The sequence below is a fragment of the Lysinibacillus telephonicus genome (assembly GCF_003966145.1).
GTDB lineage: Bacteria > Bacillota > Bacilli > Bacillales_A > Planococcaceae > Ureibacillus > Ureibacillus telephonicus.
The window spans coordinates 51,219-75,730 of the sequence record NZ_RXNR01000001.1 but is presented as its reverse complement, the minus strand read 5'-3'; the positions used below and the strand labels follow the sequence as shown (position 1 = coordinate 75,730).

Sequence of the window (24,512 nt, the reverse complement as noted above, 5' to 3'; positions counted from 1 at the left end):
TTTGCGGGTTTTTTTCATTTGTTTTTATCTTCATTCAATAGGGGTTCAAACCTCTACTGAATGAAGATAAAGCCTCTGGCAGATGTCACGGATTTCGCGGGGAGTTGAGATAAGGAAGTTAACCTAAGTACGTCGCATCCATGCGACAACGGTTAACTGACCAACATTATGTTGGCCCAAACACGAGTCCGAAATCCGGACATAATTACGTCAAGGCGTAATTGATTAATTGTTGTAATTTGTGATAAACGTAAGAATATGAAGTTTCGTAAATACACATGCGACATAGTGAAGGAGGGACGGACGAAAGGTCCGAAAATAATATGGAAAAAAGATGGTATGTAGTTCATACTTATTCAGGCTATGAAAATCGCGTAAAGGCAAACCTTGAAAAGCGTGTAGAAACGATGGGGATGCAGGATAATATTTTCCGCGTTATAGTTCCGGAGCATGAAGAAACAGATTTAAAAGATGGCAAAAAACGTACAGTTATGCGTAAAGTATTCCCTGGTTATGTACTGGTAGAAATGATTTTAACAGATGAGTCATGGTATGTGGTGCGTAATACTCCAGGAGTAACGGGCTTTATCGGTTCATCTGGCGGTGGAGCAAAACCAACTCCGTTGTTGCCGGAAGAAGTAGACCGTTTACTGCGTCAAATGGGTATTACCAAAAAGGCAATCGGCGAATTAGACGTAACTGTCGGCGAAGTAGTAGAAGTATTGGATGGTCCATTTGCCCACTTCCAAGGTAAAGTGGAAGAAATTGACCTAGAAAAAGGGAAAGTAAAAGTAATTATCGATATGTTCGGTCGCGAAACTAAGATGGAACTTGATTTTGAACAAATTCAAAAAATATAGTGTTATGTTAAAAACTTGAACATAGAAATTTGTAAAAAATAGTTTATGCATATTCGAAATAATTGATGAATGGTGTAAAGATCCTTGGGGAACAGAGTGCCATAAACGCAAATTCGATTTTATAAACGGATAATATTTATACTTGCTTATATAAATTAAAAGTGGTATCATTTCATAGGTCAGACTGTCAATTTGATAGTCTGTCATATAAATTAATTTTTTAATGTTATCGGCAATTAGCTGACAGACAGATATTGAGTGGGAGGGGCAACCCAATTACCACATCACGGACTTAAGGAGGTGTGTCTCGTGGCTAAAAAAGTTATTAAAATTGTAAAACTTCAAATCCCTGCTGGTAAAGCTAACCCAGCTCCACCGGTTGGTCCTGCACTAGGTCAAGCGGGTGTAAATATCATGGGATTCTGTAAGGAGTTCAACGCTCGTACTGCTGATCAAGCTGGTTTAATTATCCCAGTTGAAATCACAGTTTTCGAAGACCGTTCTTTCACTTTCATTACAAAAACTCCACCTGCAGCAGTGTTACTTAAAGTAGCAGCAGGTATCCAATCTGGATCAGGTGAACCAAACCGTAAAAAAGTTGCAACGGTTAAACGTGATAAAGTTCGCGAAATCGCTGAACAAAAAATGCCAGACCTAAACGCTGCATCAGTTGAAGCGGCTATGGCGATGGTTGAAGGTACAGCACGAAGCATGGGTATTGTTATCGAAGACTAATTCCCATTTTTACTTGATGATGATGTTTTTGTTTTTGGAGGTTGCGTTAAGTTCGTATTGAACTCTCGCAACCTCTATTCGTGGGAGGAATATCCGCTACAACCACAATCAAGGAGGAAAAGATAATGGTAAAAAAAGGTAAAAGACTGCAAGAGGCAGCTAAATTAGTTGACCGTTCAAAATTATACACTGCTGAAGAAGCAATCGCTTTAGCAAAACAAACAAGTACTGTAAACTTCGATGCAACAGTTGAAGTTGCATTCAAACTAGGTATCGACACTCGTAAAAACGACCAACAAATCCGTGGTGCAGTAGTACTGCCAAACGGAACTGGTAAATCTCAACGCGTATTAGTTTTCGCTAAAGGCGAAAAACTTAAAGAAGCAGAAGCTGCTGGCGCTGACTACGTAGGCGATGCTGAATATATCAACAAAATCCAACAAGGTTGGTTTGAGTTCGACGTTATCGTTGCAACTCCAGACATGATGGGTGAAGTTGGTAAACTTGGTCGTGTATTAGGACCTAAAGGTTTAATGCCAAACCCTAAAACTGGTACTGTAACATTTGACGTAACAAAAGCAATCGAAGAAATCAAAGCTGGTAAAGTAGAATACCGTGCAGATAAAGCTGGTATTATCCACGCTCCTATCGGTAAAGTTTCTTTCGATACAGAAAAATTAGTAGAAAACTTCTTAGCTGTATTTGATGTAGTACAAAAAGCTAAACCAGCTGCAGCTAAAGGTACTTACATGAAATCTGTAAACGTTACAACAACAATGGGACCATCAGTGAAAATTGATGCTTCTAGCGTAGTTAACAAATAATAAAATTAAAAAATGTTGACAACGACTCCCTTCTTTGGTAAGATGGATGTCGTTGTGAATATCCATTTGTACCGTAGACAGTAGGGGTGCTTGTCACTTAATGATCCTACCGAGGACATCGAAATCGGATTCTTTTTAGATGATGAATTTTCAGCCTCTAGTCTGCATTTGACTAGGGGCTTTTCTTTTGTCGGTATAAATGACCCATTCTAATAGGAGGTGTCAATCATGAGCAATGCTATTGAAACGAAAAAAGTTCAAGTACAAGAAATCGCTGAGAAATTCAAATCTGCTTCATCGGTAGTTGTTGTAGATTACCGCGGTTTAACTGTTGCTCAAGTTACAGAACTTCGTAAACAACTTCGCGAAGCTGGTGTTGAGTTCAAAGTTTACAAAAACACTTTAACTCGTCGTGCTACAGAAATCGCTGGTGTTGAAGGGATTAACGAATTCTTAACTGGTCCAAACGCTGTTGCGTTCTCTAATGAAGACGTAGTAGCTCCAGCAAAAATTATCAATGACTTCGCTAAAAAGAACGAAGCACTTGAAATCAAAGCTGGTATCATCGAAGGTAATGTATCTTCAGCTGATGACGTTAAAGCACTTGCAGAACTTCCATCACGCGAAGGTCTACTTTCAATGCTTTTATCTGTACTTCAAGCTCCAATGCGCAACTTCGCGCTTGCAACAAAAGCTGTTGCAGAACAAAAAGAAGAACAAGGCGCGTAAGTGTAGCCTGAACTTCAAATTAAACATCGGGCAAGTTGCCTAAAAATAACAACAATATCCATATAGGAGGAAAATAAAATGAACAAAGAGCAAATCTTAGAAGCTATTAAAGCTATGACAGTTCTTGAATTAAACGATTTAGTAAAAGCAATCGAAGAAGAATTTGGTGTAACAGCTGCTGCTCCTGTAGCAGTAGTAGGTGGCGCTGGTGCAGCTGCTGCTGAAGAAAAAACTGAATTTGATGTAGTACTAGCTAACGCTGGTGACCAAAAAATCAAAGTTATCAAAGTAGTACGTGAAATCACTGGTCTTGGATTAAAAGAAGCTAAAGAATTAGTTGACAACGCTCCAAAACCACTTAAAGAAGGCGTATCTAAAGAAGAAGCTGAAGAAATCAAAGCTAAACTTGATGAAGTTGGCGCTACAATCGAAGTTAAGTAATTTATTGCTTATCTTATTTTCAATAAATAAAGAAAGCTCGTCTATTTTGACGGGCTTTCTTCATTTCTTTGAGGAGGGCAGTTAAGATGTCTGAACATTATTATTCAAAGAAGCCTCAAACTGAAAGTAAACCACGCCAATGGAAATTTACATTACTCGGACACTCGTTTTTATTTGAAACGGATGCAGGTGTATTTAGTAAAAGCGAAGTAGATTTTGGATCCCGTGTTTTAATTGAGACCTTTAAATTGCCGGATATCGATGGAGCGATTTTAGATGTCGGCTGTGGGTATGGCCCGATTGGACTTTCAATTGCGAAGCAAAATCCTCATCGATTAGTATACATGATGGATATTAATGAACGAGCAGTTGCGTTATCGCAAAAAAACGCGCAATTAAACGGAATTCAAAATGTACGAATATTTGAAAGTGATGGACTTGCTGCGGTTGATCATGAATTGCAAGTTGCTGCGATCTTAACCAATCCACCAATTCGAGCTGGAAAAGAAACGATCTTTAAATTTTATGATGGTGCTTTTGAAAGGCTAGTTTCAGGTGGGGAACTGTGGATTGTAATTCAAAAGAAACAAGGAGCGCCATCTACATTAAATCATCTAGAAGAAAAATTTGCAGAAGTAGACATTGTTGAGAAGAAAAAGGGGTATTGGATTATACGTGCAAAAAAATAATCCTTACTGTATTGCTAAGCATTTAAGGTGCTAAAGGTATAGAGTAGAAGTCTCTAATTTGATTAATTATAAAATATTGACTTGACAAATGGGCTATGATAACATAATAAAATGCAAAATTATTATTTTGTGGGAGTGTGCCCTTTTGTATGCAATGCTGTTGTGCTGGGTATACTTGCCATGAATAAGTTTAGTTTAACCGAAAATGACGTCTAAGGAAAGACTCGTTTTCTTTTTGGTAGAAAAGAAAGTGTAAACCTCCTTTTCTACATAACTGCAACCAGGTTTATCGTATGGTGATAAACCAAGTTTTCTAATCTTTCGAAATCATACACCATTTAGATGATTTTGCAAAGACCTATTATCGCTTTAATGAGGGGTGAATGAGTTGACAGGTCAACTAGTTCAGTACGGACAACACCGCCAGCGTAGAAGCTTTGCGCGTATTAAAGAGGTGCTGGAGCTTCCGAATTTAATTGAAATTCAAACAGCATCTTACGAGTGGTTCCTTGAAGAAGGGTTGCGTGAGATGTTCCGCGACATTTCTCCAATCGAAGATTTTACAGGCAATCTTTCACTTGAATTCATCGATTATACTTTAGGAGAGCCTAAGTATGATGTTGATGAATGTAAAGAACGTGACGTTACTTATGCTGCACCTTTGCGTGTAAAAGTACGTCTCCACAACAAAGAAACAGACGAAGTAAAAGAGCAAGATGTCTTTATGGGTGATTTCCCATTAATGACGGAAACAGGTACATTTGTAATTAATGGTGCCGAACGCGTTATCGTTTCACAATTAGTACGTTCGCCAAGTGTTTATTTCCATGATAAAACTGATAAAAATGGTAAAAAAGGCTTTGGTGCAACTGTAATTCCAAACCGTGGTGCTTGGTTAGAGTACGAAACAGATGCTAAAGACGTTGTTTATGTACGCATCGATCGCACACGTAAACTACCAGTTACAGTATTGCTGCGTGCTTTAGGATTCGGTTCAGACCAAGAAATTATTGAAATTCTTGGTGATAATGAGTACTTACGTAATACGCTTGAAAAAGATAATACTGATAGCACTGAAAAAGCGCTGTTAGAAATCTATGAGCGACTACGTCCAGGTGAACCGCCAACAGTAGAAAGCGCTAAAAGTTTGTTATATTCTCGTTTCTTCGATGCTAAACGTTATGATTTAGCAAACGTTGGACGTTATAAAATGAATAAAAAGCTTCACATTAAAAATCGTTTGTTTAACCAAACGATTGCAGAAGCTCTTGTTGATCCTGAAACAGGAGAAATTTTAGTTGAAAAAGGTACTGTTCTTGACCGCCGTACTTTGGATCGTATTATCCCTTATTTAGAAAAGGGCATTGGCTTCCGCACGTTATCACAAGTTGGTGGCGTACTTGAAGAAGATGTAACGATTCAATCGATTAAAATCTATGCACCAAATGATGAAGCGCAAAAAGAAATTAACATTATTTCAAACGCTTATATCGATGAAGAAGTGAAGCATATTACTCCAGCTGATGTTATTGCTTCAATGTCTTACTTCTTCAATTTATTGCACGGCGTAGGTAATACGGATGATATTGACCATTTAGGTAATCGCCGCTTACGTTCTGTAGGTGAATTGTTGCAAAATCAATTCCGTATCGGGTTGTCCCGTATGGAACGTGTAGTACGTGAACGTATGTCGATTAATGACACAGCGTCTATCGTGCCTCAACAATTAATTAATATTCGTCCTGTAATTGCATCGATTAAAGAGTTCTTTGGTAGCTCTCAATTATCTCAATTCATGGACCAAACAAACCCACTAGCAGAATTAACGCACAAACGTCGTCTTTCTGCATTAGGACCTGGTGGTTTAACACGTGAACGCGCTGGTATGGAAGTGCGTGACGTTCACTATTCCCACTATGGCCGTATGTGTCCAATCGAGACTCCTGAGGGTCCAAACATTGGTTTAATTAACTCACTTTCATCATTTGCGAAAGTAAATAAATTTGGTTTCATTGAAACTCCATATCGCCGTGTTGATCCAGAAACAGGGCAAGTTACAGAACAAATCGACTACTTAACAGCTGATGAAGAAGATAACTACATCGTTGCACAAGCAAACTCACCATTAAATCCAGATGGTACATTTGCAAAAGAAGAAGTTTTAGGACGTTTCCGTGGTGATAACACAGTATTTAAAAGAGACCGTGTTGACTATATGGACGTATCTCCTAAACAAGTAGTTTCTGCTGCGACAGCATGTATTCCATTCTTAGAAAACGACGACTCAAACCGTGCGTTAATGGGTGCGAACATGCAACGTCAAGCTGTTCCGTTATTAAATCCTGAAGCGCCGTTCGTTGGTACTGGTATGGAACATGTCAACGCTCGTGATTCTGGTGCAGCTGTAGTAAATAAATACCACGGTATTGTGGAACATGTTGAAGCACGTTCTATTCATGTGCGTCGCATAGAAGAAATTGATGGTAAAGAAGTTAAAGGTGAGTTAACGAAGTATAAACTTCAAAAATTCACTCGTTCTAACCACGGTACTTCGATTAACCAACGTCCAATCGTAAAAGTTGGCGATCGTGTTAAACCGAAAGATATTTTAGCTGATGGACCATCTATGGAAAAAGGCGAACTTGCCCTTGGACGCAACGTTTTAGTTGCCTTCATGACATGGGAAGGTTTCAACTACGAAGACGCCGTTATTATGAACGAACGTCTAGTAAAAGATGATGTTTATACTTCTGTTCATATTGAAGAATATGAATCAGAATCTCGTGATACAAAACTTGGACCTGAAGAAATCACTCGCGATATTCCAAACGTTGGTGAAGATGCGCTTCGCAACCTAGATGACCGAGGAATTATCCGTATCGGTGCAGAAGTTCGCGATGGTGATATTCTTGTAGGTAAAGTAACTCCTAAAGGGGTAACAGAGCTAACTGCTGAAGAAAGATTGTTACATGCAATCTTTGGTGAAAAAGCTCGTGAAGTTCGTGATACTTCATTGCGTGTGCCTCATGGAGCGGGTGGTATCGTTCTTGATGTTAAAGTCTTCAATCGTGAAGATGGCGATGAGCTGCCTCCAGGTGTTAACCAATTAGTTCGTGTTTATATTGTTCAAAAACGTAAAATCCGGGTTGGGGACAAAATGGCCGGACGTCACGGTAACAAAGGGGTTATCTCTCGTATCTTACCAGAAGAAGATATGCCATTTATGCCAGACGGAACTCCTGTTGATATCATGTTAAATCCACTTGGGGTACCATCTCGTATGAATATCGGACAAGTTTTAGAGCTTCACTTAGGTATGGCTGCTCGTTACCTAGGCCTTCATATGGCTACACCAGTATTTGATGGAGCAAATGAAGAGGATGTTTGGGAAACAATGGAAGAAGCGGGTATGAACCGCGATGGTAAAACAATTCTTTATGATGGACGTTCTGGGGAACCATTCGACAACCGTGTATCTGTAGGTATCATGTACATGATCAAATTAGCACACATGGTTGACGATAAACTTCATGCTCGTTCAACTGGTCCATATTCACTTGTTACACAACAACCACTTGGAGGTAAAGCGCAATTCGGTGGTCAACGTTTCGGTGAGATGGAGGTTTGGGCACTTGAAGCTTATGGTGCTGCGTATACACTTCAAGAAATCTTAACAATTAAATCCGACGATGTTGTTGGTCGGGTGAAAACATACGAGGCAATTGTTAAGGGTGAAAGTGTTCCAGAACCAGGTGTTCCAGAGTCTTTCAAAGTATTAATTAAAGAGCTTCAATCATTAGGTTTAGATGTAAAAATGTTAACAATCAATGACGAAGAAGTTGAGCTTCGCGATCTTGATGATGAAGACGAACTTCAGCCAACAGATGCATTAAACATCTTACCTCCTAGTGATAAGGAAGAAGACGCAGTAGAAACTTTTGAATAATGTTTCATAAATTTGGGCAGGTATAAATATCTGCCTGCCCTTCTTTTTTTAAATATTTAAGCAAACCGTTACTTTAAAATTAATTGTTGAGCTTCGGAAAGTCGTTAGAGGACTTATACTAAAGGGAGGTAGGCTCCTTGATAGACGTTAATGAATTTGAATATATGAAAATTGGTTTAGCTTCACCTGATAAGATTCGTTCTTGGTCATATGGGGAAGTTAAAAAACCAGAAACAATCAACTATCGTACTTTAAAACCAGAAAAAGATGGTCTGTTCTGTGAACGCATTTTCGGACCTACAAAAGACTGGGAATGTCACTGCGGTAAATACAAACGTGTACGTTATAAAGGCGTAGTTTGTGACCGTTGTGGTGTTGAAGTAACACGTGCAAAAGTTCGTCGTGAACGTATGGGTCACATTGAATTAGCTGCTCCTGTATCACATATTTGGTACTTCAAAGGTATTCCAAGCCGCATGGGACTTATTCTTGATATGTCTCCACGTGCATTGGAAGAAGTAATTTACTTTGCTTCTTATGTAGTAATCGATTCAGGTGCTACATCGTTAGAAAAGAAACAACTTCTTTCTGAAAAAGAATATCGTGCATACCGTGAAAAATTCGGCAATGATTTTGAAGCTGCTATGGGTGCAGAAGCGATTAAAAAACTTCTAGAACAAATTGATTTAGAAGATGAAACAAATGTATTAAAAGAAGAGCTGAAAACTGCTCAAGGTCAACGTCGTACTCGTGCAATTAAACGTCTAGAAGTAATCGAGTCATTCCGTAACTCTGGCAACAAACCAGAATGGATGATTTTAGACGTACTGCCAGTTATTCCGCCAGAGCTGCGTCCAATGGTGCAATTAGATGGCGGACGTTTTGCAACTTCTGACTTGAACGACTTATATCGCCGTGTAATTAACCGTAACAATCGTTTAAAACGACTACTTGACCTTGGTGCACCAAGCATTATCGTACAAAACGAAAAACGTATGCTGCAAGAAGCGGTTGATGCTTTAATAGATAACGGCCGTCGTGGTCGTCCTGTTACAGGTCCTGGTAACCGTCCGTTAAAATCACTTTCACATATGTTAAAAGGGAAACAAGGCCGTTTCCGTCAAAACTTACTTGGTAAACGTGTTGACTATTCAGGTCGTTCCGTTATCGTAGTAGGTCCAAACTTAAAAATGTATCAATGCGGTCTTCCAAAAGAAATGGCTATCGAATTATTCAAGCCTTTCGTAATGAAAGAGCTTGTTGAACGTGGTCTTGCTCATAACATTAAAAGTGCAAAACGTAAAATTGAGCGTCTGCACAACGAAGTTTGGGACGTTTTAGAAGACGTAATTCGTGAGCATCCAGTGTTGTTAAACCGTGCACCGACATTACACCGTCTTGGTATTCAAGCATTTGAACCTACATTAGTAGAAGGTCGTGCAATTCGTCTTCACCCATTAGTATGTACAGCTTATAACGCTGACTTTGATGGTGACCAAATGGCGGTTCACGTTCCATTATCTGCAGAAGCGCAAGCAGAGGCCCGTCTATTAATGCTTGCTGCTCAAAACATCTTAAACCCTAAAGATGGTAAACCTGTTGTTACTCCATCTCAGGATATGGTATTAGGTAACTATTACTTAACTCTTGAGCGTCAAGGTGCTCGTGGGGAAGGCTCTGTTTTCTATGGTCCAGACGAAGTGCTAATTGCATACCAAACTGGTAAAGTGCATTTACACACTCGTATTGCGGTTAAAGCAAGTTCATTAAACAATCAAACGTTTACAGAAGAACAAAATAAAATGTTCTTATTAACTACAGTAGGTAAGGTAATTTTCAATGAAATTCTTCCTGAATCATTCCCTTACATTAATGAACCAACAGCAGTTAACCTTGAGCAAAAAACACCAGAGAAATACTTCACAACTTTAACGATTGATGAAGAAACATTAAAAGAAGTAGAGGCTTCTGAAGGGTACAATGCGCTTTCAGATGCTGAAAAGGTTGAAGCACAACGACAAGCAGTGTTGAAGAAACATTTTGCTTCTGTTGCTCCAATCAGTCCATTCCGTAAGAAATTCTTAGGAAACATCATTGCGGAAGTGTTTAAACGATTCCATATTACAGAAACGTCTAAAATGCTTGACCGTATGAAAGACCTAGGATTCAAATATTCTACAAAAGCTGGTATTACAGTTGCGATTTCAGATATCGTCGTATTACCGGAGAAAAATGAAATCTTAGACGAAGCACAGAAGAAAGTAGATAAAGTAATGGTTCAATTCCGTCGTGGTTTAATTACGGAAGAAGAACGTTACGACCGCGTAATCTCAAGCTGGTCTGCTGCAAAAGATGAAATTCAGTCTAAACTGATGGACTCTTTACCAGATACTAACCCAATCTTCATGATGAGTGACTCTGGTGCCCGTGGTAACGCATCAAACTTCACTCAACTTGCAGGTATGCGTGGTTTAATGGCCAACCCAGCTGGTCGTATCATCGAACTTCCAATTAAATCTTCATTCCGTGAAGGTTTAACTGTATTGGAATACTTCATCTCTACACACGGTGCTCGTAAAGGTTTAGCCGATACAGCTTTAAAAACTGCCGATTCTGGTTACTTAACTCGTCGTTTAGTAGACGTAGCACAAGATGTTATTGTACGCGAAGATGATTGTGGTACAGACCGTGGTTTAACGATTGGTGCTTTAATGGAAGGTACAGAAGTAATCGAAACATTGGAAGAACGTATTGTTGGCCGTCATACAAAGAAAACAATTCGTCACCCTGAAACAGGTGCGGTTATTTTAGAACGCGATCAATTAATCACTCAAGATATTGCACGTGAAATTGAAGACGCTGGTATTGCTGAAGTGACAATTCGTTCTGCATTCACATGTAATACAAAGCATGGCGTATGTAAAAAATGTTATGGTATTAACCTAGCAACAGGTGAAGAAGTAGAAGTTGGGGAAGCGGTAGGTATTATCGCAGCTCAATCGATCGGTGAGCCTGGTACACAATTAACAATGCGTACATTCCACACTGGTGGTGTTGCTGGTAACGATATTACACAAGGTCTTCCACGTATCCAAGAAATTTTTGAAGCTCGTAATCCAAAAGGGCAAGCGGTTATCTCAGAAATTTCAGGTGTTGTATCTGAAATCGAAGAAATTCGTGAAGGCTTAAAAGAAATTACAATTCAAGGTGAAATTGAAACACGTAAATATCAAGCACCTTATAATGCACGCTTAAAAGTACAACTTAACGATTCAATTAAACCTGGTCAGATTCTTACAGAGGGCTCTATTGATCCAAAACAATTATTAAAGGTTAAAGATGTTGCCACTGTTCAAGAATACTTATTAAAAGAAGTGCAAAAAGTATACCGTATGCAAGGGGTAGAAATTGGCGACAAACATATCGAAGTAATGGTACGCCAAATGCTTCGTAAAGTACGTGTAATCGAAGCAGGTGATACAGATGTACTACCAGGTTCATTACTAGATATTCACCAATTCTCAGAGGCGAACAAAGAAGCAATTCTAGGCGGTAAAAATCCTGCAACATGTCGTCCTGTAATCCTAGGTATTACAAAAGCATCTCTTGAAACAGAATCATTCTTATCTGCTGCATCATTCCAAGAAACAACTCGTGTGTTAACGGATGCTGCAATTAAAGGTAAACGTGATGAGCTTCTTGGTCTGAAGGAAAACGTAATTATCGGTAAACTAGTTCCTGCAGGTACTGGTATGCAACGCTACCGACAAATTCGTATTGAAGAAGACGCTGTAGAAGCTACAGAAGAATTTTCTTCTGCTGAATAATAATAGTAAAATCACTCGGGGGAGCATCCTTCTCCCGAGTGGATTTTATAAAAAATATTGACAGTTTAAATTGATAGTGATAATATACTAAAGGTTGATAGTTAACTGTCTGTGCTTCGGAGGATATGAAAATGTCTTATGAAAAAGTAAAACAGGCCAGTAAAACAATCATAGGTACAAAGCAAGCAGTGAAAGCAATCCGTGCTGGTCAAGTGACAGAGCTTTTTGTAGCACTTGATGCAGACAGTTGGGTAACCGATCCAGTCATTATTCTTGCAAAAGAAGTCGGCGTACCAGTGAGTCTCGTTGAGTCTAAAAAAGAACTTGGCAAAGCTTGTGGTATTCATGTTGGAGCTGCGGTTGTTGCAATCGCTGTAAGTTAGTTTTTGTGTGTGAAACACAAAGACTTTGTTTTTACCCTAAAAATGAACCACCTGGATGTGTGGTATTACAAGGAATAAATGAAGGGAGGAAAAACCGATGCCTACAATTAACCAATTGGTACGTAAGCCTCGTAAATCCAAAGTAACGAAATCAAATTCACCAGCGTTAAACAAGGGATATAACAGCTTTAAAAAATCTTTAACAAATGTTAATTCTCCTCAAAAACGTGGTGTTTGTACTCGTGTAGGTACTATGACACCTAAAAAACCAAACTCAGCGTTACGTAAATATGCTCGTGTACGCTTAACTAACCAAATCGAAGTTACAGCTTACATTCCTGGTGAAGGTCACAACCTACAAGAACACAGCGTAGTATTAATCCGCGGTGGACGTGTAAAAGACTTACCAGGGGTACGTTACCATATCGTTCGTGGTGCTCTTGATACTGCTGGTGTAAACGGCCGTATGCAATCACGTTCTCTATACGGTACAAAACGTCCAAAAGAGAAAAAATAATCTAGTTTCCTGAAATAACACATGCCTTTGTAATTCATATTTGTTTTTGAATTCATATGAAATGTGCGCACGATTCGAAAGTGAATATAGAATGCAAATGGCAACTTGATTAGATAAAAGAGATAATTACTTGAAAGGAGGAAAACACATGCCTCGTAAAGGTCCTGTTTCCAAACGTGACGTGTTACCAGATCCAATTTATAATTCAAAACTAGTAACTCGTTTAATCAATAAAATGATGATTGATGGTAAAAGAGGTACTTCTCAAAAGATCTTATACGGTGCGTTCGAATTAGTTAAAGAACGTTCTGGTCAAGATCCATTAGAAGTATTTGAAGCTGCATTAAATAACGTAATGCCAGTTCTTGAAGTACGTGCTCGCCGTGTTGGTGGTTCTAACTACCAAGTACCAGTTGAAGTACGTCCAGAACGTCGTATTACTTTAGGTCTTCGTTATTTAGTTAACTATTCTCGTCTTCGTGGTGAAAAAACTATGGAAGAACGTTTAGCTAACGAAATCTTAGACGCATCTAACAACACTGGTGCATCAGTTAAAAAACGCGAAGATATGCACAAAATGGCAGAAGCAAACAAAGCATTTGCACACTATCGTTGGTAATTTAAACTACGTGCTAGCTGCGTGCTAGTACGTAGATTTAAATATATAATCAACAAAAAAAGTCTATACCCAATATGGAAGGAGAAAATTTCCTATGAAACGCGAATTCTCACTAGAGAATACACGTAATATTGGGATCATGGCTCATATTGATGCTGGTAAAACAACAACAACTGAGCGTATCCTTTATTACACTGGTAAGATTCACAAAATCGGTGAAACTCATGAAGGTGCCTCTCAAATGGACTGGATGGAGCAAGAGCAAGAACGTGGTATCACTATCACTTCTGCTGCGACAACAGCTCAATGGAAAGGCAACCGAGTAAACATCATCGACACACCAGGACACGTAGACTTCACTGTTGAGGTTGAACGTTCATTACGTGTACTTGATGGAGCGGTAACAGTACTTGATGCTCAATCTGGTGTTGAGCCACAAACTGAAACTGTATGGCGTCAAGCTACAACTTATGGTGTTCCACGTATCGTTTTTGTTAACAAAATGGATAAAATTGGTGCGGACTTCTTGTACTCAGTGAAAACTCTTCACGATCGTTTACAAGCAAACGCTCACCCAATTCAATTACCAATCGGTGCTGAAGATGCATTCGAAGCAATTATCGATTTAGTTGAAATGAAGGCTACATTCTACGGAAACGACCTAGGTACTGATATCGAGGTTCGTGAAATTCCAGAAGAACACAAAGCACAAGCTGAAGAATACCGTGAAAAATTAATTGAAGCGGTTGCTGAATTAGATGAAGAGCTTATGGAAAAATACTTCGCTGGTGAAGAAATCACGAACGAAGAATTAAAAGCTGGTATCCGTAAAGCTACATTATCAGTACAATTCTACCCAGTTCTTTGTGGTACTGCATTTAAAAACAAAGGTGTTCAATTAATGCTTGATGCTGTAATTGACTATCTACCAGCTCCAACTGACGTAGAAGCAATTAAAGGTGTAGATCCTGATACAGGTGAAGAAATTGTTCGTCATTCTAGCGATGAAGAACCATTCTCTGCATTAGCATTTAAAGTTATGACTGACCCTTATGTTGGTAAACTAACTTTCTTCCGTGTGTACTCTGGTATTTTAGAATCAGGTTCATACGTACAAAACTCTACAAAAGGTAAGCGTGAACGTGTTGGACGTATCCTTCAAATGCACGCTAACTCTCGTGAAGAAATTACAAAAGTTTACGCGGGAGATATCGCAGCTGCTGTAGGTCTTAAAGATACTACAACTGGTGACACTCTTTGTGACGAGAAAAACCTTGTTATCTTAGAGTCTATGGAATTCCCAGAACCAGTTATTGATTTATCATTAGAACCAAAATCAAAAGCAGACCAAGATAAAATGAGTCAAGCTTTACAAAAGCTTCAAGAAGAAGATCCAACATTCCGTGCATATACAAACCAAGAAACTGGTCAAACAATCATTTCTGGTATGGGTGAACTTCACCTTGACATTATTGTTGACCGTATGAAACGTGAATTCAAAGTTGAAGCTAACGTAGGGGCTCCACAGGTTTCTTACCGTGAAACATTCCGCGGTTCAGCTCAAGTTGAAGGTAAATTTGTTCGCCAATCTGGTGGTCGTGGTCAATTCGGTCACGTTTGGATTGAATTCTCTCCAAACGAAGAAGGTAAAGGATTCGAATTCGAAAACGCAATCGTTGGTGGGGTTGTTCCTCGTGAATATATCCCAGCAGTTGAAGCTGGTCTTAAAGATGCACTTGAAAATGGTGTACTTGCTGGTTTCCCAGTAATCGATATCAAAGCGAAATTATTCGATGGATCATACCATGATGTTGACTCTAACGAAATGGCATTCAAAATCGCTGCTTCTATGGCACTTAAAAACGCAGTTTCTAAATGTAACCCTGTTCTTTTAGAGCCTGTGATGAAAGTAGAAGTAGTAATTCCTGAAGAATACCTTGGAGATATCATGGGTAACATTACTTCTCGTCGTGGACGTGTAGAAGGTATGGAAGCTCGTGGTAACGCACAAGTTGTTCGTGCAATGGTTCCACTTTCTGAAATGTTCGGATATGCGACTACATTACGTTCTGCTACTCAAGGTCGTGGTGTATTCTCAATGGTATTCGATCACTATGAAGAAGTGCCTAAATCAATTGCAGAAGATATCATCAAAAAAAATAAAGGTGAATAATTGAAATTTCATCTTGTATCAAGTATAAATAATTTGTAAGCTATGATTGACTGGCTGAGAAGGGCCCTTATCAGCCAGCAGTTGTAACATAAAAAAATAATAAAAACACATATTAGGAGGCTAACTCTAATGGCTAAAGAAAAATTTGACCGTTCGAAAACGCATGCTAACATTGGTACAATCGGACACGTTGACCATGGTAAAACTACATTAACTGCTGCAATCGCAACAGTTCTTTCAAAACGTCTTGGTGGGGAAGCAAAATCTTACGACCAAATCGATAACGCTCCAGAAGAAAAAGAACGCGGTATCACAATCAATACTTCTCACGTAGAGTATGAAACTGAAACTCGTCACTATGCACACGTTGACTGCCCAGGACACGCTGACTATGTTAAAAACATGATCACTGGTGCTGCTCAAATGGACGGCGGTATCTTAGTAGTATCTGCTGCTGACGGCCCAATGCCACAAACTCGTGAGCACATCCTTTTATCACGCCAAGTAGGTGTACCTTACTTAGTAGTATTCTTAAACAAATGTGATATGGTTGATGACGAAGAGTTATTAGAATTAGTAGAAATGGAAGTACGTGACTTACTTTCTGAATACGATTTCCCAGGTGACGATGTTCCTGTAATCAAAGGTTCTGCTCTTAAAGCTCTTGAAGGTGAACCAGAATGGGAAGAGAAAATCGTTGAATTAATGGATGCTGTAGATAACTACATCCCAACTCCAGAACGTGACACTGAAAAACCATTCATGATGCCAGTAGAGGACGTATTCTCTATCACTGGTCGTGGTACAGTTGCAACTGGTCGTGTAGAACGCGGTCAAGTTAAAGTTGGTGACGTTATCGAAATCATCGGTTTAGTAGAAGAACCAAAATCAACTACTGTAACTGGTGTTGAAATGTTCCGTAAATTATTAGATTATGCTGAAGCTGGTGACAACATCGGTGCTTTACTTCGTGGTGTTGCTCGTGAAGAAGTACAACGTGGACAAGTATTAGCTAAACCAGGCTCAATCACTCCACACACTACTTTCAAAGCTGAAGTTTACGTATTATCAAAAGAAGAAGGTGGACGTCACACTCCATTCTTCTCAAACTACCGTCCTCAGTTCTACTTCCGTACAACTGACGTAACTGGTGTTATTAACTTACCAGAAGGCGTAGAAATGGTTATGCCTGGTGACAACATCGAAATGAACGTTGAGTTAATCTCTCCAATCGCTCTTGAAGAAGGTACAAAATTCTCTATCCGTGAGGGTGGCCGTACTGTAGGAGCTGGAGTAGTAGCTTCTATCCAAAAATAATTTAGCTTTTAGCTTTCTAAACCAATTCGTGGGGACGCCTACGAATTGGTTTTTTTTCTTATAAAAGTGATCACCTTATTTCTTCCATCTATTTCTATTCAGGTGTTACAATTGGATTTGAGGGGTGATTTGATGAATACAAAAATTCTTTTAATAGAAGATGATCGATCAATTTTTGAAATGATTCAAGAACGTTTTGAAGGATGGGACATGCATGTAGTTGGACCACCTGATTTTCAAAAAGTGATGGATTATTTTATAGAAGAAGAGCCGCATTTAGTCATAATTGATATACAATTGCCTGCCTTTGATGGGTTTCATTGGTGCAGAGAGATACGTGCAGTTTCCAAAGTCCCTATTATATTTTTATCTTCACGTGATCATCCATTGGATATGGTTATGGCAATGCAGATGGGTGCTGATGATTTTGTTCAAAAACCATTTCATATGGAAGTTCTTTTAGCAAAGGTACAGGCTATTTTGCGTAGAACATATGATTATATCGAAGAACACAAGGAGCTGATTCGTTGGAACGGTGCTACAATCGATTACGGAAAAGGAATAATTAGTCTCGGAAGCAAAACCTGTGAATTAACAAAAAATGAACTATTTATTTTACGTATATTGTTGCAGCAAGTTGATAATATCGTTTCAAGAGATGAACTCATGCGAAAATTATGGGATGATGAACGATTCGTCAATGATAATACACTATCGGTCAATGTAAATCGATTGCGTATTAAGCTTGAAGAAATTGGATTGGAGAATGTAATCATTACTAAAAAAGGTCTTGGATATATGGCCATTACTTCATAGAGGTGAAATATGCTTATTTTATTCCTAAAAGAACGCAGCTCGTGGATAATATTCATTATTTCATTTCTTCTTTGCATCAATCTTTTCTTTTATCTTGATGAGGGATTTTCGGGAATATCAGTAAGCTATTTTAATATAGTCACTATTACTTTATTCACTTTATTCGTAGTATGGCGTTGTATAAAAGAAATATGGCTGCTTAAAAATTTCCTGGGAAATTTGTCGAATCGGGCTGATTTGTTATTTCCAGAAAACATATCGTTATCCCCCTTCCAAAGAAAATACATTGAGGAAATGCTTGAAATAATCGAAAAAAAAGAACTGATGTTAAATCAATCAAAGGTCCAACTTCAGGAGGATACAGAAGACTTGTTGGCTTGGGTACATGAAATGAAAACACCATTAACTGCAATGAAACTAGTAATTGAACAGGTAGAGGATGTAAAGGTACGCAAAAAGCTTGAAAATGAGTGGATGCGTATTCATTTATTATTGGACCAGCAGCTCCATAGCACAAGATTAGCTTCCATCGAGAAAGATAATCGACTTGAAAAAGTAGAATTACGTCCTATTGTTTATAAAGAAATAAAGGATTTTCAATCTTGGTGCTTAGAAAAGGGGATAGGTTTTGAAATTGACGACCTTGAAGAAGTTGTAGTATCGGATAAAAAGTGGCTGGCATTTATCGTTCGACAGATACTGTCCAATGCAATTAAATATAGTCATAATAACAGCGAAATTAAAATCTATACAGAAACCAATGAAAAGGGAACGCAACTTCACTTTCAGGATTATGGCGTAGGAATTCCCCAGGAAGATTTGCCGCGTATTTTTAATAAATCCTATACGGGTACAATTGGTAGAGAATCAGTTCAGTCTACAGGGATGGGACTTTACTTAGCCAAAAATGCCGCTCAAAAACTTGGAATTCAAATTTTAGTAAGGTCATCACCCAATGAAGGGGCATGTTTTACATTAAAGTTTCCCAATCGAAATGAATATCAAAATATATTAGGTAGATGACAAAATTGTCACCTACCATTTTATTTTGTCATCTAAATCGAAGGCAGTTACAGAACTACCACTGTACAATGTAATTGTAATGAAAGGAGCGGAAAATATGGCTGTTTTAGTTGGAAGAAAAATAAGAAAAACATATGGTAAAAAAACGAATTCGCAAGAAGTTTTAAAAGGCATTGATATAGAAGTAAATAAAGGGGAATTTGTCGGCATTATGGGTCCTTCTGGCTCTGGCAAGACGACTCTATTAAATGTCCTATGCTCAATTGACCACCCAACAGAAGGAATTATTGAAATTAACGGTCAAAATTTACGTTCAATGAAAGAAAAAGCGCTGGCAAACTTTAGACGAGAACAGCTTGGATTTATTTTTCAGGACTATAATTTGTTAGATACTTTAACGGTTAAGGAAAATATTCTATTGCCATTTTCGATTAGTAAACTGCCAAAAGCTGTTGCTGAAAGTCGTTTGAAAGAAATTGTTGAATTGCTTGGGATAAAAGATATTTTAAATAAATATCCAAATGAAGTGTCGGGAGGCCAGAAGCAAAGAACTTCCGCAGCAAGAGCCCTAATCTCAAATCCTTCTCTAGTATTTGCAGATGAGCCTACTGGAGCACTCGATTCAAAATCGGCTACCGCATTATTAACAAATTTAGAAAATATCAATAAGGAAAAATCTGTGACAATAATGATGGTAACGCACGATTCTGTTGCGGCAAGCTTTTGTTCTCGTGTGTTATTTTTGAAAGATGGTGTGATCTACACAGAATTATATAGAGGAGATAAAACGCGCCAACAATTTTTCCAGCAAATTTTAAATACGCAAAGTGTACTAGGCGGTGATGGCTATGACGCTTAGTAAATTAGTTTTAAGAAGCATGCGTAAAAATTTAAAGCATTACTACTTATACTTCTTTGCTTTAATTTTTAGTGTAACATTATGCTTTTCATTTACTACGCTAAGGTACAACCCGACTGTTCAGGAAGCACTTAAAGAAAGTGGTACAGCATCCGCAGGCTTTGGAGCAGGGGGTTATATTTTATATTTTATTGTTACGTTCTTTGTTCTGTATGCAAATCATTTGTTTATGAAGCGGCGAAGCAAAGAATTTGGTTTGTTTCAATTGATTGGAATGACAAAAGGGTTAGTTGTTAGATTGATTGCACTAGAAAATATTATTTTATTTGTCTTGGCCATTAGTCTTGGGATGATTATTGGATTTTTTAGCTCTCGTCTTTTTGCGATGATTTTAATAAAAATGTTGGAAGTTGATATGATTGTGCATTTATCGTTTTCTCAGGAGGCATTTAAACAATCTGTAATCATCTTTTCAATTTTGCTTGTCGTCATATTGCTGCAAATGACATGGTTAATACGTAGTGTTTCTTTATTATCGTTATTTACTGCAGCTAAGACAACAGATGAACGAGTGAAACGCTTTAGTATTTTCCATATGGTAATGGGGTTACTAGGGTTGCTTCTAATTGTTTATGGCTACTACCAATCTACACTTTTATTTGATGCAGGAAAAAGCGATTTATTTAATAACCTATTTTTGCATATGCTAATTATTCTTGGGACTACTATTTTAGGGACGTATTTTGTTTTCCGTTATTCGGTTGCTTTAATCATGAATATGCTGCGTGGAAGCAAGAAAGGGCATTTAAACATAACAGACGTATTAGCTGTAACTCCTATTATGCATCGCATGAAGGGGAATTCGAAGTCATTAACACTAATTACTGTTTTAACTGGATTGTCAGTGGGTATTACAAGCTTATCCTACATTTCCTACTATTCATCAGAAACAAATGCAAGGCAGTCTTCACCGTATGATTATATTTTATTGAATAATCAAGGAATTGAATTTTTGGATCGATTAACTCTAGAAAACATTGAATATGAGAAAGAAACGTATGATATTGCAAGTGTTATGCTAGATATAAAAGACTTGGTCGATGATAATTTGAAGAATAGTCCTTTATTTAGTGAAGAGACCACAACACCTGTTATTCCCTTAAGTCAATTTCAACAAGTAGAGCCTAGTATTCAATTGAAAGAGGGAGAAGCTTTTGTCACAAGCTATGTAAATATACTTTTTGAAATATTACCTTTAAAAAAAGAACAGAACATCGTAGTAAGTTTAGGCGGGAAAGATGTTTCATTGTTCATTAAGGATATTCGAGAAGATTACCTTTTATCAAGCCGTGCTATGTATGGTGGCCCAATATTAGTTGTACCAGATAAGTTATTTGAGGAAATTAATACAGCTAATGAACAGCATGAGATTTATTCACAAATAGGAATAAACCTCGTACATGAAGAGGATATGCCGAAAGCTGAAGAGATTTATAGCAGCCTTGCTGAAGAGAGACAGGTAGTCTTAAATAACAAAAATTACACCCAATCATCGTATGAACAACTAAGGGAAAATAATATTGCTATTTTTGGTTTAACCATTTTTATAACTGCATTTTTAGGATTAGCCTTTTTACTAACTACAGGCAGCATTCTTTACTTTAAACAGATGGCAGAAGCTGAAGAAGAAAAAGCTTCATATATGATTCTAAGAAAAATCGGTTTTTCATCTTCTCAGATTATGAAAGGGATATATGCTAAACAAGCATTTAATTTTGGTGTGCCTTTAATAATCGGCCTACTTCACAGTTATTTTGCAGTAAAATCTGGTTGGTGGCTATTTGGTACAGAGTTAGTAGCCCCACTCGTTATTACAATGTGCTTATATGTGATGATGTATGTTATATTTATGATTCTTTCAATCGGCTATTATAAAAGGGTTATAAGAGAGTCATTATAATAAAAGGAAATCGTTATAATTTTTCGAATGTAGGGAAAATTATAACGATTTTTATTTGCATTGACTTTTAAATTTAATGAAGTTACACTTTAACACGTTGTTAATTTAGCAGATGAAAGTGTGAGGTAAAACAATGAACGCGGTTTTAATAGCGGTAATCGTCATGTTGGTTTTAAGCTTGTTCAGAGTTAATGTAGTAATATCACTTATAATCGGTGGTATCGTCGGTGGTTTAACTGGTGGGATGACGATTACAGAAACAATTGCTGCATTTAATGAAGGGTTAGGCGGAGGTGCAAAAGTAGCACTTAGTTATGGTTTGCTAGGTGGGTTTGCTGTAGCCATCTCAAAAACGGGAATTCCTGATTTACTTATTTCACTCATTCTAAAGGTTGTTCGTAAAGAAGGAGATTCAAAAAATAAGGTATTGGCAAAAGGGCTTATCTTTTTCTTCCTATTATTAATGGCTATCTTCTCTCAAAACCTAATTCCAATTCATATTGCATTTATTCCACTTTTAGTTCCACCAATTTTAAAGATCTTAAATTTATTAGAAGTGGACCGTCGCTTAGTTGCTTGTATAATTACATTCGGTTTAATTACACCATATATCTTTTTACCATATGGGTTTGGGTTTATTTATCAAGAGATCGTTGCTACACAGATGGGGCTTCTTGGTTTAGAAATTGACATGTCTGAAATACCAAAAGCGATGGCTATCCCGGCACTAGGTATGGTGTTTGGTTTGGTATGTGCATTCTTCTTCTATCGTAAGCCAAGAACATATAAAATGGTTAACATTGAAAAAGATGCAATTGAAGTAACGATTAAAAAACGAAATATTATTTTTACTATTATTGCTCTAATTGCAGCAGTGCTGGTTCAAATTCCAACAGATTCAATGATTGTAGGTGCCCTTGCTGGTATAGGAGTACTGTATATTACAGGTGCTTTGAAATGGAAGGATGCAGATGTCATTCTTTCTGATGGGATGAGAATGATGGCGTTTGTTGGATTCGTTATTATTGCAGCAAATGGCTTTTCATCTGTTATCAATGCGACTGGAGATGTAGAGACTTTAGTTGAAAATACATTGAAGATATTAGATGGAAATGTAAGTTTAGCAGTTTTACTTATGCTGCTTATCGGATTGATTGTAACAATGGGTATCGGTTCTTCCTTTGCAACAATTCCAATTATCGCAGCTATATTTGTGCCGTTATCACTTGAACTAGGTCTTAGTCCGTTAGCGATTATTGCGTTGATAGGGACAGCGGGTGCACTTGGAGATGCTGGTTCCCCAGCTTCGGATTCTACTTTAGGACCAACATCAGGTTTAAACTCAGATGGTCAGCATAATCATATCTGGGATACATGTGTACCCACATTCATATTTTATAATATTCCATTAATCATATTTGGCTGGCTTGCCATCGTATTTGTTTTATAAAACGAACGCTTCCTTGGATGAGGGAGCGTTGTTTACATTTAAAAGGCAATCCAAACTCAAATTACCATGAACTTTTTCGAGAAATAGTTTGAAAGAATGAATAATTTCTTTTATACTAATAAACGCTTCAAAACTTATTCTAGAAAAATGTCTTATAAAATGACAACAATTTAAAAGAATATAGCAAAAACGCTTGCTAATTCTTTTTTTATTGTATATAATGTTGAATGTTGGTCTTTGACTGCGATGAAGCGGGAGGTTGCCGACACACCCGGCCGCTTTGCCATGGCGAGCGTGTGGGAAATTTCCGTGGAGAATGTCTAGAAAATAGGCGAGAAGGAGGGAAAATAATGGCAAAACAAAAGATTCGTATCCGTTTAAAAGCGTATGATCACCGTGTTTTAGATCAATCTGCTGAGAAAATTGTGGAAACTGCTAAACGTTCAGGTGCAAGTGTATCAGGTCCGATTCCGTTACCAACTGAAAAGTCTGTGTACACAATTCTTCGTGCGGTTCACAAGTACAAAGATTCTCGTGAACAATTCGAAATGCGTACGCATAAACGTTTAATCGACATCATTAACCCAACACCACAAACTGTTGATGCGTTAATGAAACTTGATTTACCATCTGGCGTTGATATCGAAATCAAACTTTAATGGTAAAAACAAATAGAACTTTTTAATAATCACAGGAGGTGTGACAAATGACTAAAGGAATCTTAGGTAGAAAAATCGGTATGACTCAAGTTTTCGCTGAGAATGGCGATTTAATCCCAGTAACAGTTATCGAAGCTGCTCCAAACGTAGTGCTTCAAAAGAAAACTGTTGAAACTGATGGCTACGAAGCGATCCAAGTTGGTTTTGAAGATAAGCGCGTTAAGCTTTCAAACAAACCAGAGCAAGGTCACGTAGCAAAAGCGAATACTGCTCCTAAGCGCTTCATTCGTGAATTCCGCAACGTAAACGTTGAAGAATACGAAGTTGGTCAAGAAGTCAAAGTAGAAATTTTCGCAGAAGGCGATGTAGTAGATGTAACAGGTGTTACTAAAGGTAAAGGTTTCCAAGGTGTAATTAAACGCCACGGACAATCTCGTGGTCCTATGGCTCACGGTTCTCGTTACCACCGTCGTCCTGGTTCAATGGGTCCAGTAGCTCCGAACCGCGTATTCAAACAAAAAGCTTTACCTGGTCAAACTGGTGGCAATGTAGTTACGATCCAAAACTTAGAAATCGTAAAAGTTGATGCAGAACGTAACTTACTACTAGTTAAAGGTAATGTTCCTGGTTCTAAAAAAGCATTAGTTACAGTTAAGTCTGCTGTAAAATCTAAATAATTTCTCGA

At 38.0% G+C, this 24,512-nt stretch carries 20 protein-coding genes and 1 other annotated feature; all 20 genes read left to right on the top strand.

Annotated elements, in window-relative coordinates; genetic code table 11:
• The first annotated feature begins 323 nt into the window (after window positions 1–323).
• Window positions 324–860, top strand: coding sequence for a transcription termination/antitermination protein NusG (gene nusG / locus EKG35_RS00440; protein WP_126292335.1), 537 nt, complete (start codon window positions 324–326; stop codon window positions 858–860).
• A gap of 309 nt (window positions 861–1,169) precedes the next feature.
• Entirely contained in the window at window positions 1,170–1,595 is a 426-nt protein-coding gene (gene rplK / locus EKG35_RS00435; RefSeq protein WP_141396955.1) for a 50S ribosomal protein L11, read from the top strand.
• A 125-nt stretch (window positions 1,596–1,720) separates the two neighbouring features.
• Window positions 1,721–2,419 (top strand): 50S ribosomal protein L1, encoded by a 699-nt coding sequence (gene rplA, locus EKG35_RS00430; RefSeq protein ID WP_126292334.1) that lies wholly within the window; start codon window positions 1,721–1,723, stop codon window positions 2,417–2,419.
• Between the two features lie 53 nt (window positions 2,420–2,472).
• Window positions 2,473–2,614: a sequence feature (ribosomal protein L10 leader region), on the top strand.
• A gap of 33 nt (window positions 2,615–2,647) precedes the next feature.
• The gene (rplJ, locus tag EKG35_RS00425) at window positions 2,648–3,148 is read left to right on the top strand and encodes a 50S ribosomal protein L10 (RefSeq protein ID WP_126292333.1); all 501 of its coding nucleotides are present in this window, start codon (window positions 2,648–2,650) and stop codon (window positions 3,146–3,148) included.
• A gap of 78 nt (window positions 3,149–3,226) precedes the next feature.
• Complete coding sequence (gene rplL, locus EKG35_RS00420) at window positions 3,227–3,589, top strand: 50S ribosomal protein L7/L12 (RefSeq protein WP_126292332.1); 363 nt, start codon at window positions 3,227–3,229, stop codon at window positions 3,587–3,589.
• 86 nt (window positions 3,590–3,675) lie between these two features.
• Window positions 3,676–4,278 carry a class I SAM-dependent methyltransferase gene (locus EKG35_RS00415; RefSeq protein WP_126292331.1) on the top strand — a complete coding sequence of 201 codons (603 nt, stop codon included), beginning with the start codon at window positions 3,676–3,678 and terminating at the stop codon, window positions 4,276–4,278.
• Between the two features lie 379 nt (window positions 4,279–4,657).
• Complete coding sequence (gene rpoB, locus EKG35_RS00410; protein ID WP_185807595.1) at window positions 4,658–8,224, top strand: DNA-directed RNA polymerase subunit beta; 3,567 nt, start codon at window positions 4,658–4,660, stop codon at window positions 8,222–8,224.
• A gap of 137 nt (window positions 8,225–8,361) precedes the next feature.
• Window positions 8,362–12,051, top strand: a complete 3,690-nt coding sequence (gene rpoC / locus EKG35_RS00405; RefSeq protein ID WP_126292329.1) for a DNA-directed RNA polymerase subunit beta' — start codon at window positions 8,362–8,364, stop codon at window positions 12,049–12,051.
• A gap of 131 nt (window positions 12,052–12,182) precedes the next feature.
• Window positions 12,183–12,434 (top strand): 50S ribosomal protein L7ae-like protein, encoded by a 252-nt coding sequence (locus EKG35_RS00400; protein WP_126292382.1) that lies wholly within the window; start codon window positions 12,183–12,185, stop codon window positions 12,432–12,434.
• Between the two features lie 97 nt (window positions 12,435–12,531).
• Window positions 12,532–12,951, top strand: a complete 420-nt coding sequence (gene rpsL / locus EKG35_RS00395; protein ID WP_121214180.1) for a 30S ribosomal protein S12 — start codon at window positions 12,532–12,534, stop codon at window positions 12,949–12,951.
• A 148-nt stretch (window positions 12,952–13,099) separates the two neighbouring features.
• A complete protein-coding gene (gene rpsG, locus EKG35_RS00390) occupies window positions 13,100–13,570 on the top strand; it encodes a 30S ribosomal protein S7 (RefSeq protein WP_126292328.1) in 471 nt (156 codons plus the stop codon).
• Between the two features lie 94 nt (window positions 13,571–13,664).
• The gene (gene fusA, locus EKG35_RS00385) at window positions 13,665–15,743 is read left to right on the top strand and encodes an elongation factor G (protein WP_126292327.1); all 2,079 of its coding nucleotides are present in this window, start codon (window positions 13,665–13,667) and stop codon (window positions 15,741–15,743) included.
• A 129-nt stretch (window positions 15,744–15,872) separates the two neighbouring features.
• Window positions 15,873–17,060, top strand: a complete 1,188-nt coding sequence (gene tuf / locus EKG35_RS00380) for an elongation factor Tu (protein WP_126292326.1) — start codon at window positions 15,873–15,875, stop codon at window positions 17,058–17,060.
• 132 nt (window positions 17,061–17,192) lie between these two features.
• Window positions 17,193–17,876 carry a response regulator transcription factor gene (locus EKG35_RS00375; RefSeq protein WP_126292325.1) on the top strand — a complete coding sequence of 228 codons (684 nt, stop codon included), beginning with the start codon at window positions 17,193–17,195 and terminating at the stop codon, window positions 17,874–17,876.
• A gap of 324 nt (window positions 17,877–18,200) precedes the next feature.
• A complete protein-coding gene (locus tag EKG35_RS00370; RefSeq protein WP_246020117.1) occupies window positions 18,201–18,899 on the top strand; it encodes a sensor histidine kinase in 699 nt (232 codons plus the stop codon).
• A gap of 97 nt (window positions 18,900–18,996) precedes the next feature.
• The gene (locus tag EKG35_RS00365) at window positions 18,997–19,758 is read left to right on the top strand and encodes an ABC transporter ATP-binding protein (RefSeq protein WP_126292381.1); all 762 of its coding nucleotides are present in this window, start codon (window positions 18,997–18,999) and stop codon (window positions 19,756–19,758) included.
• On the top strand, window positions 19,748–21,718 hold the full coding sequence (locus tag EKG35_RS00360) for an FtsX-like permease family protein (RefSeq protein WP_126292323.1): 1,971 nt from the start codon (window positions 19,748–19,750) through the stop codon (window positions 21,716–21,718). The genes EKG35_RS00365 and EKG35_RS00360 overlap by 11 nt, the downstream gene beginning before the upstream one ends.
• A 133-nt stretch (window positions 21,719–21,851) precedes the next feature.
• Window positions 21,852–23,168 (top strand): Na+/H+ antiporter family protein, encoded by a 1,317-nt coding sequence (locus tag EKG35_RS00355; protein WP_126292322.1) that lies wholly within the window; start codon window positions 21,852–21,854, stop codon window positions 23,166–23,168.
• Between the two features lie 350 nt (window positions 23,169–23,518).
• Window positions 23,519–23,827, top strand: a complete 309-nt coding sequence (gene rpsJ, locus EKG35_RS00350; protein WP_036172433.1) for a 30S ribosomal protein S10 — start codon at window positions 23,519–23,521, stop codon at window positions 23,825–23,827.
• Between the two features lie 47 nt (window positions 23,828–23,874).
• The gene (gene rplC, locus EKG35_RS00345) at window positions 23,875–24,504 is read left to right on the top strand and encodes a 50S ribosomal protein L3 (protein ID WP_126292321.1); all 630 of its coding nucleotides are present in this window, start codon (window positions 23,875–23,877) and stop codon (window positions 24,502–24,504) included.
• The last annotated feature ends 8 nt before the right edge of the window (window positions 24,505–24,512 follow it).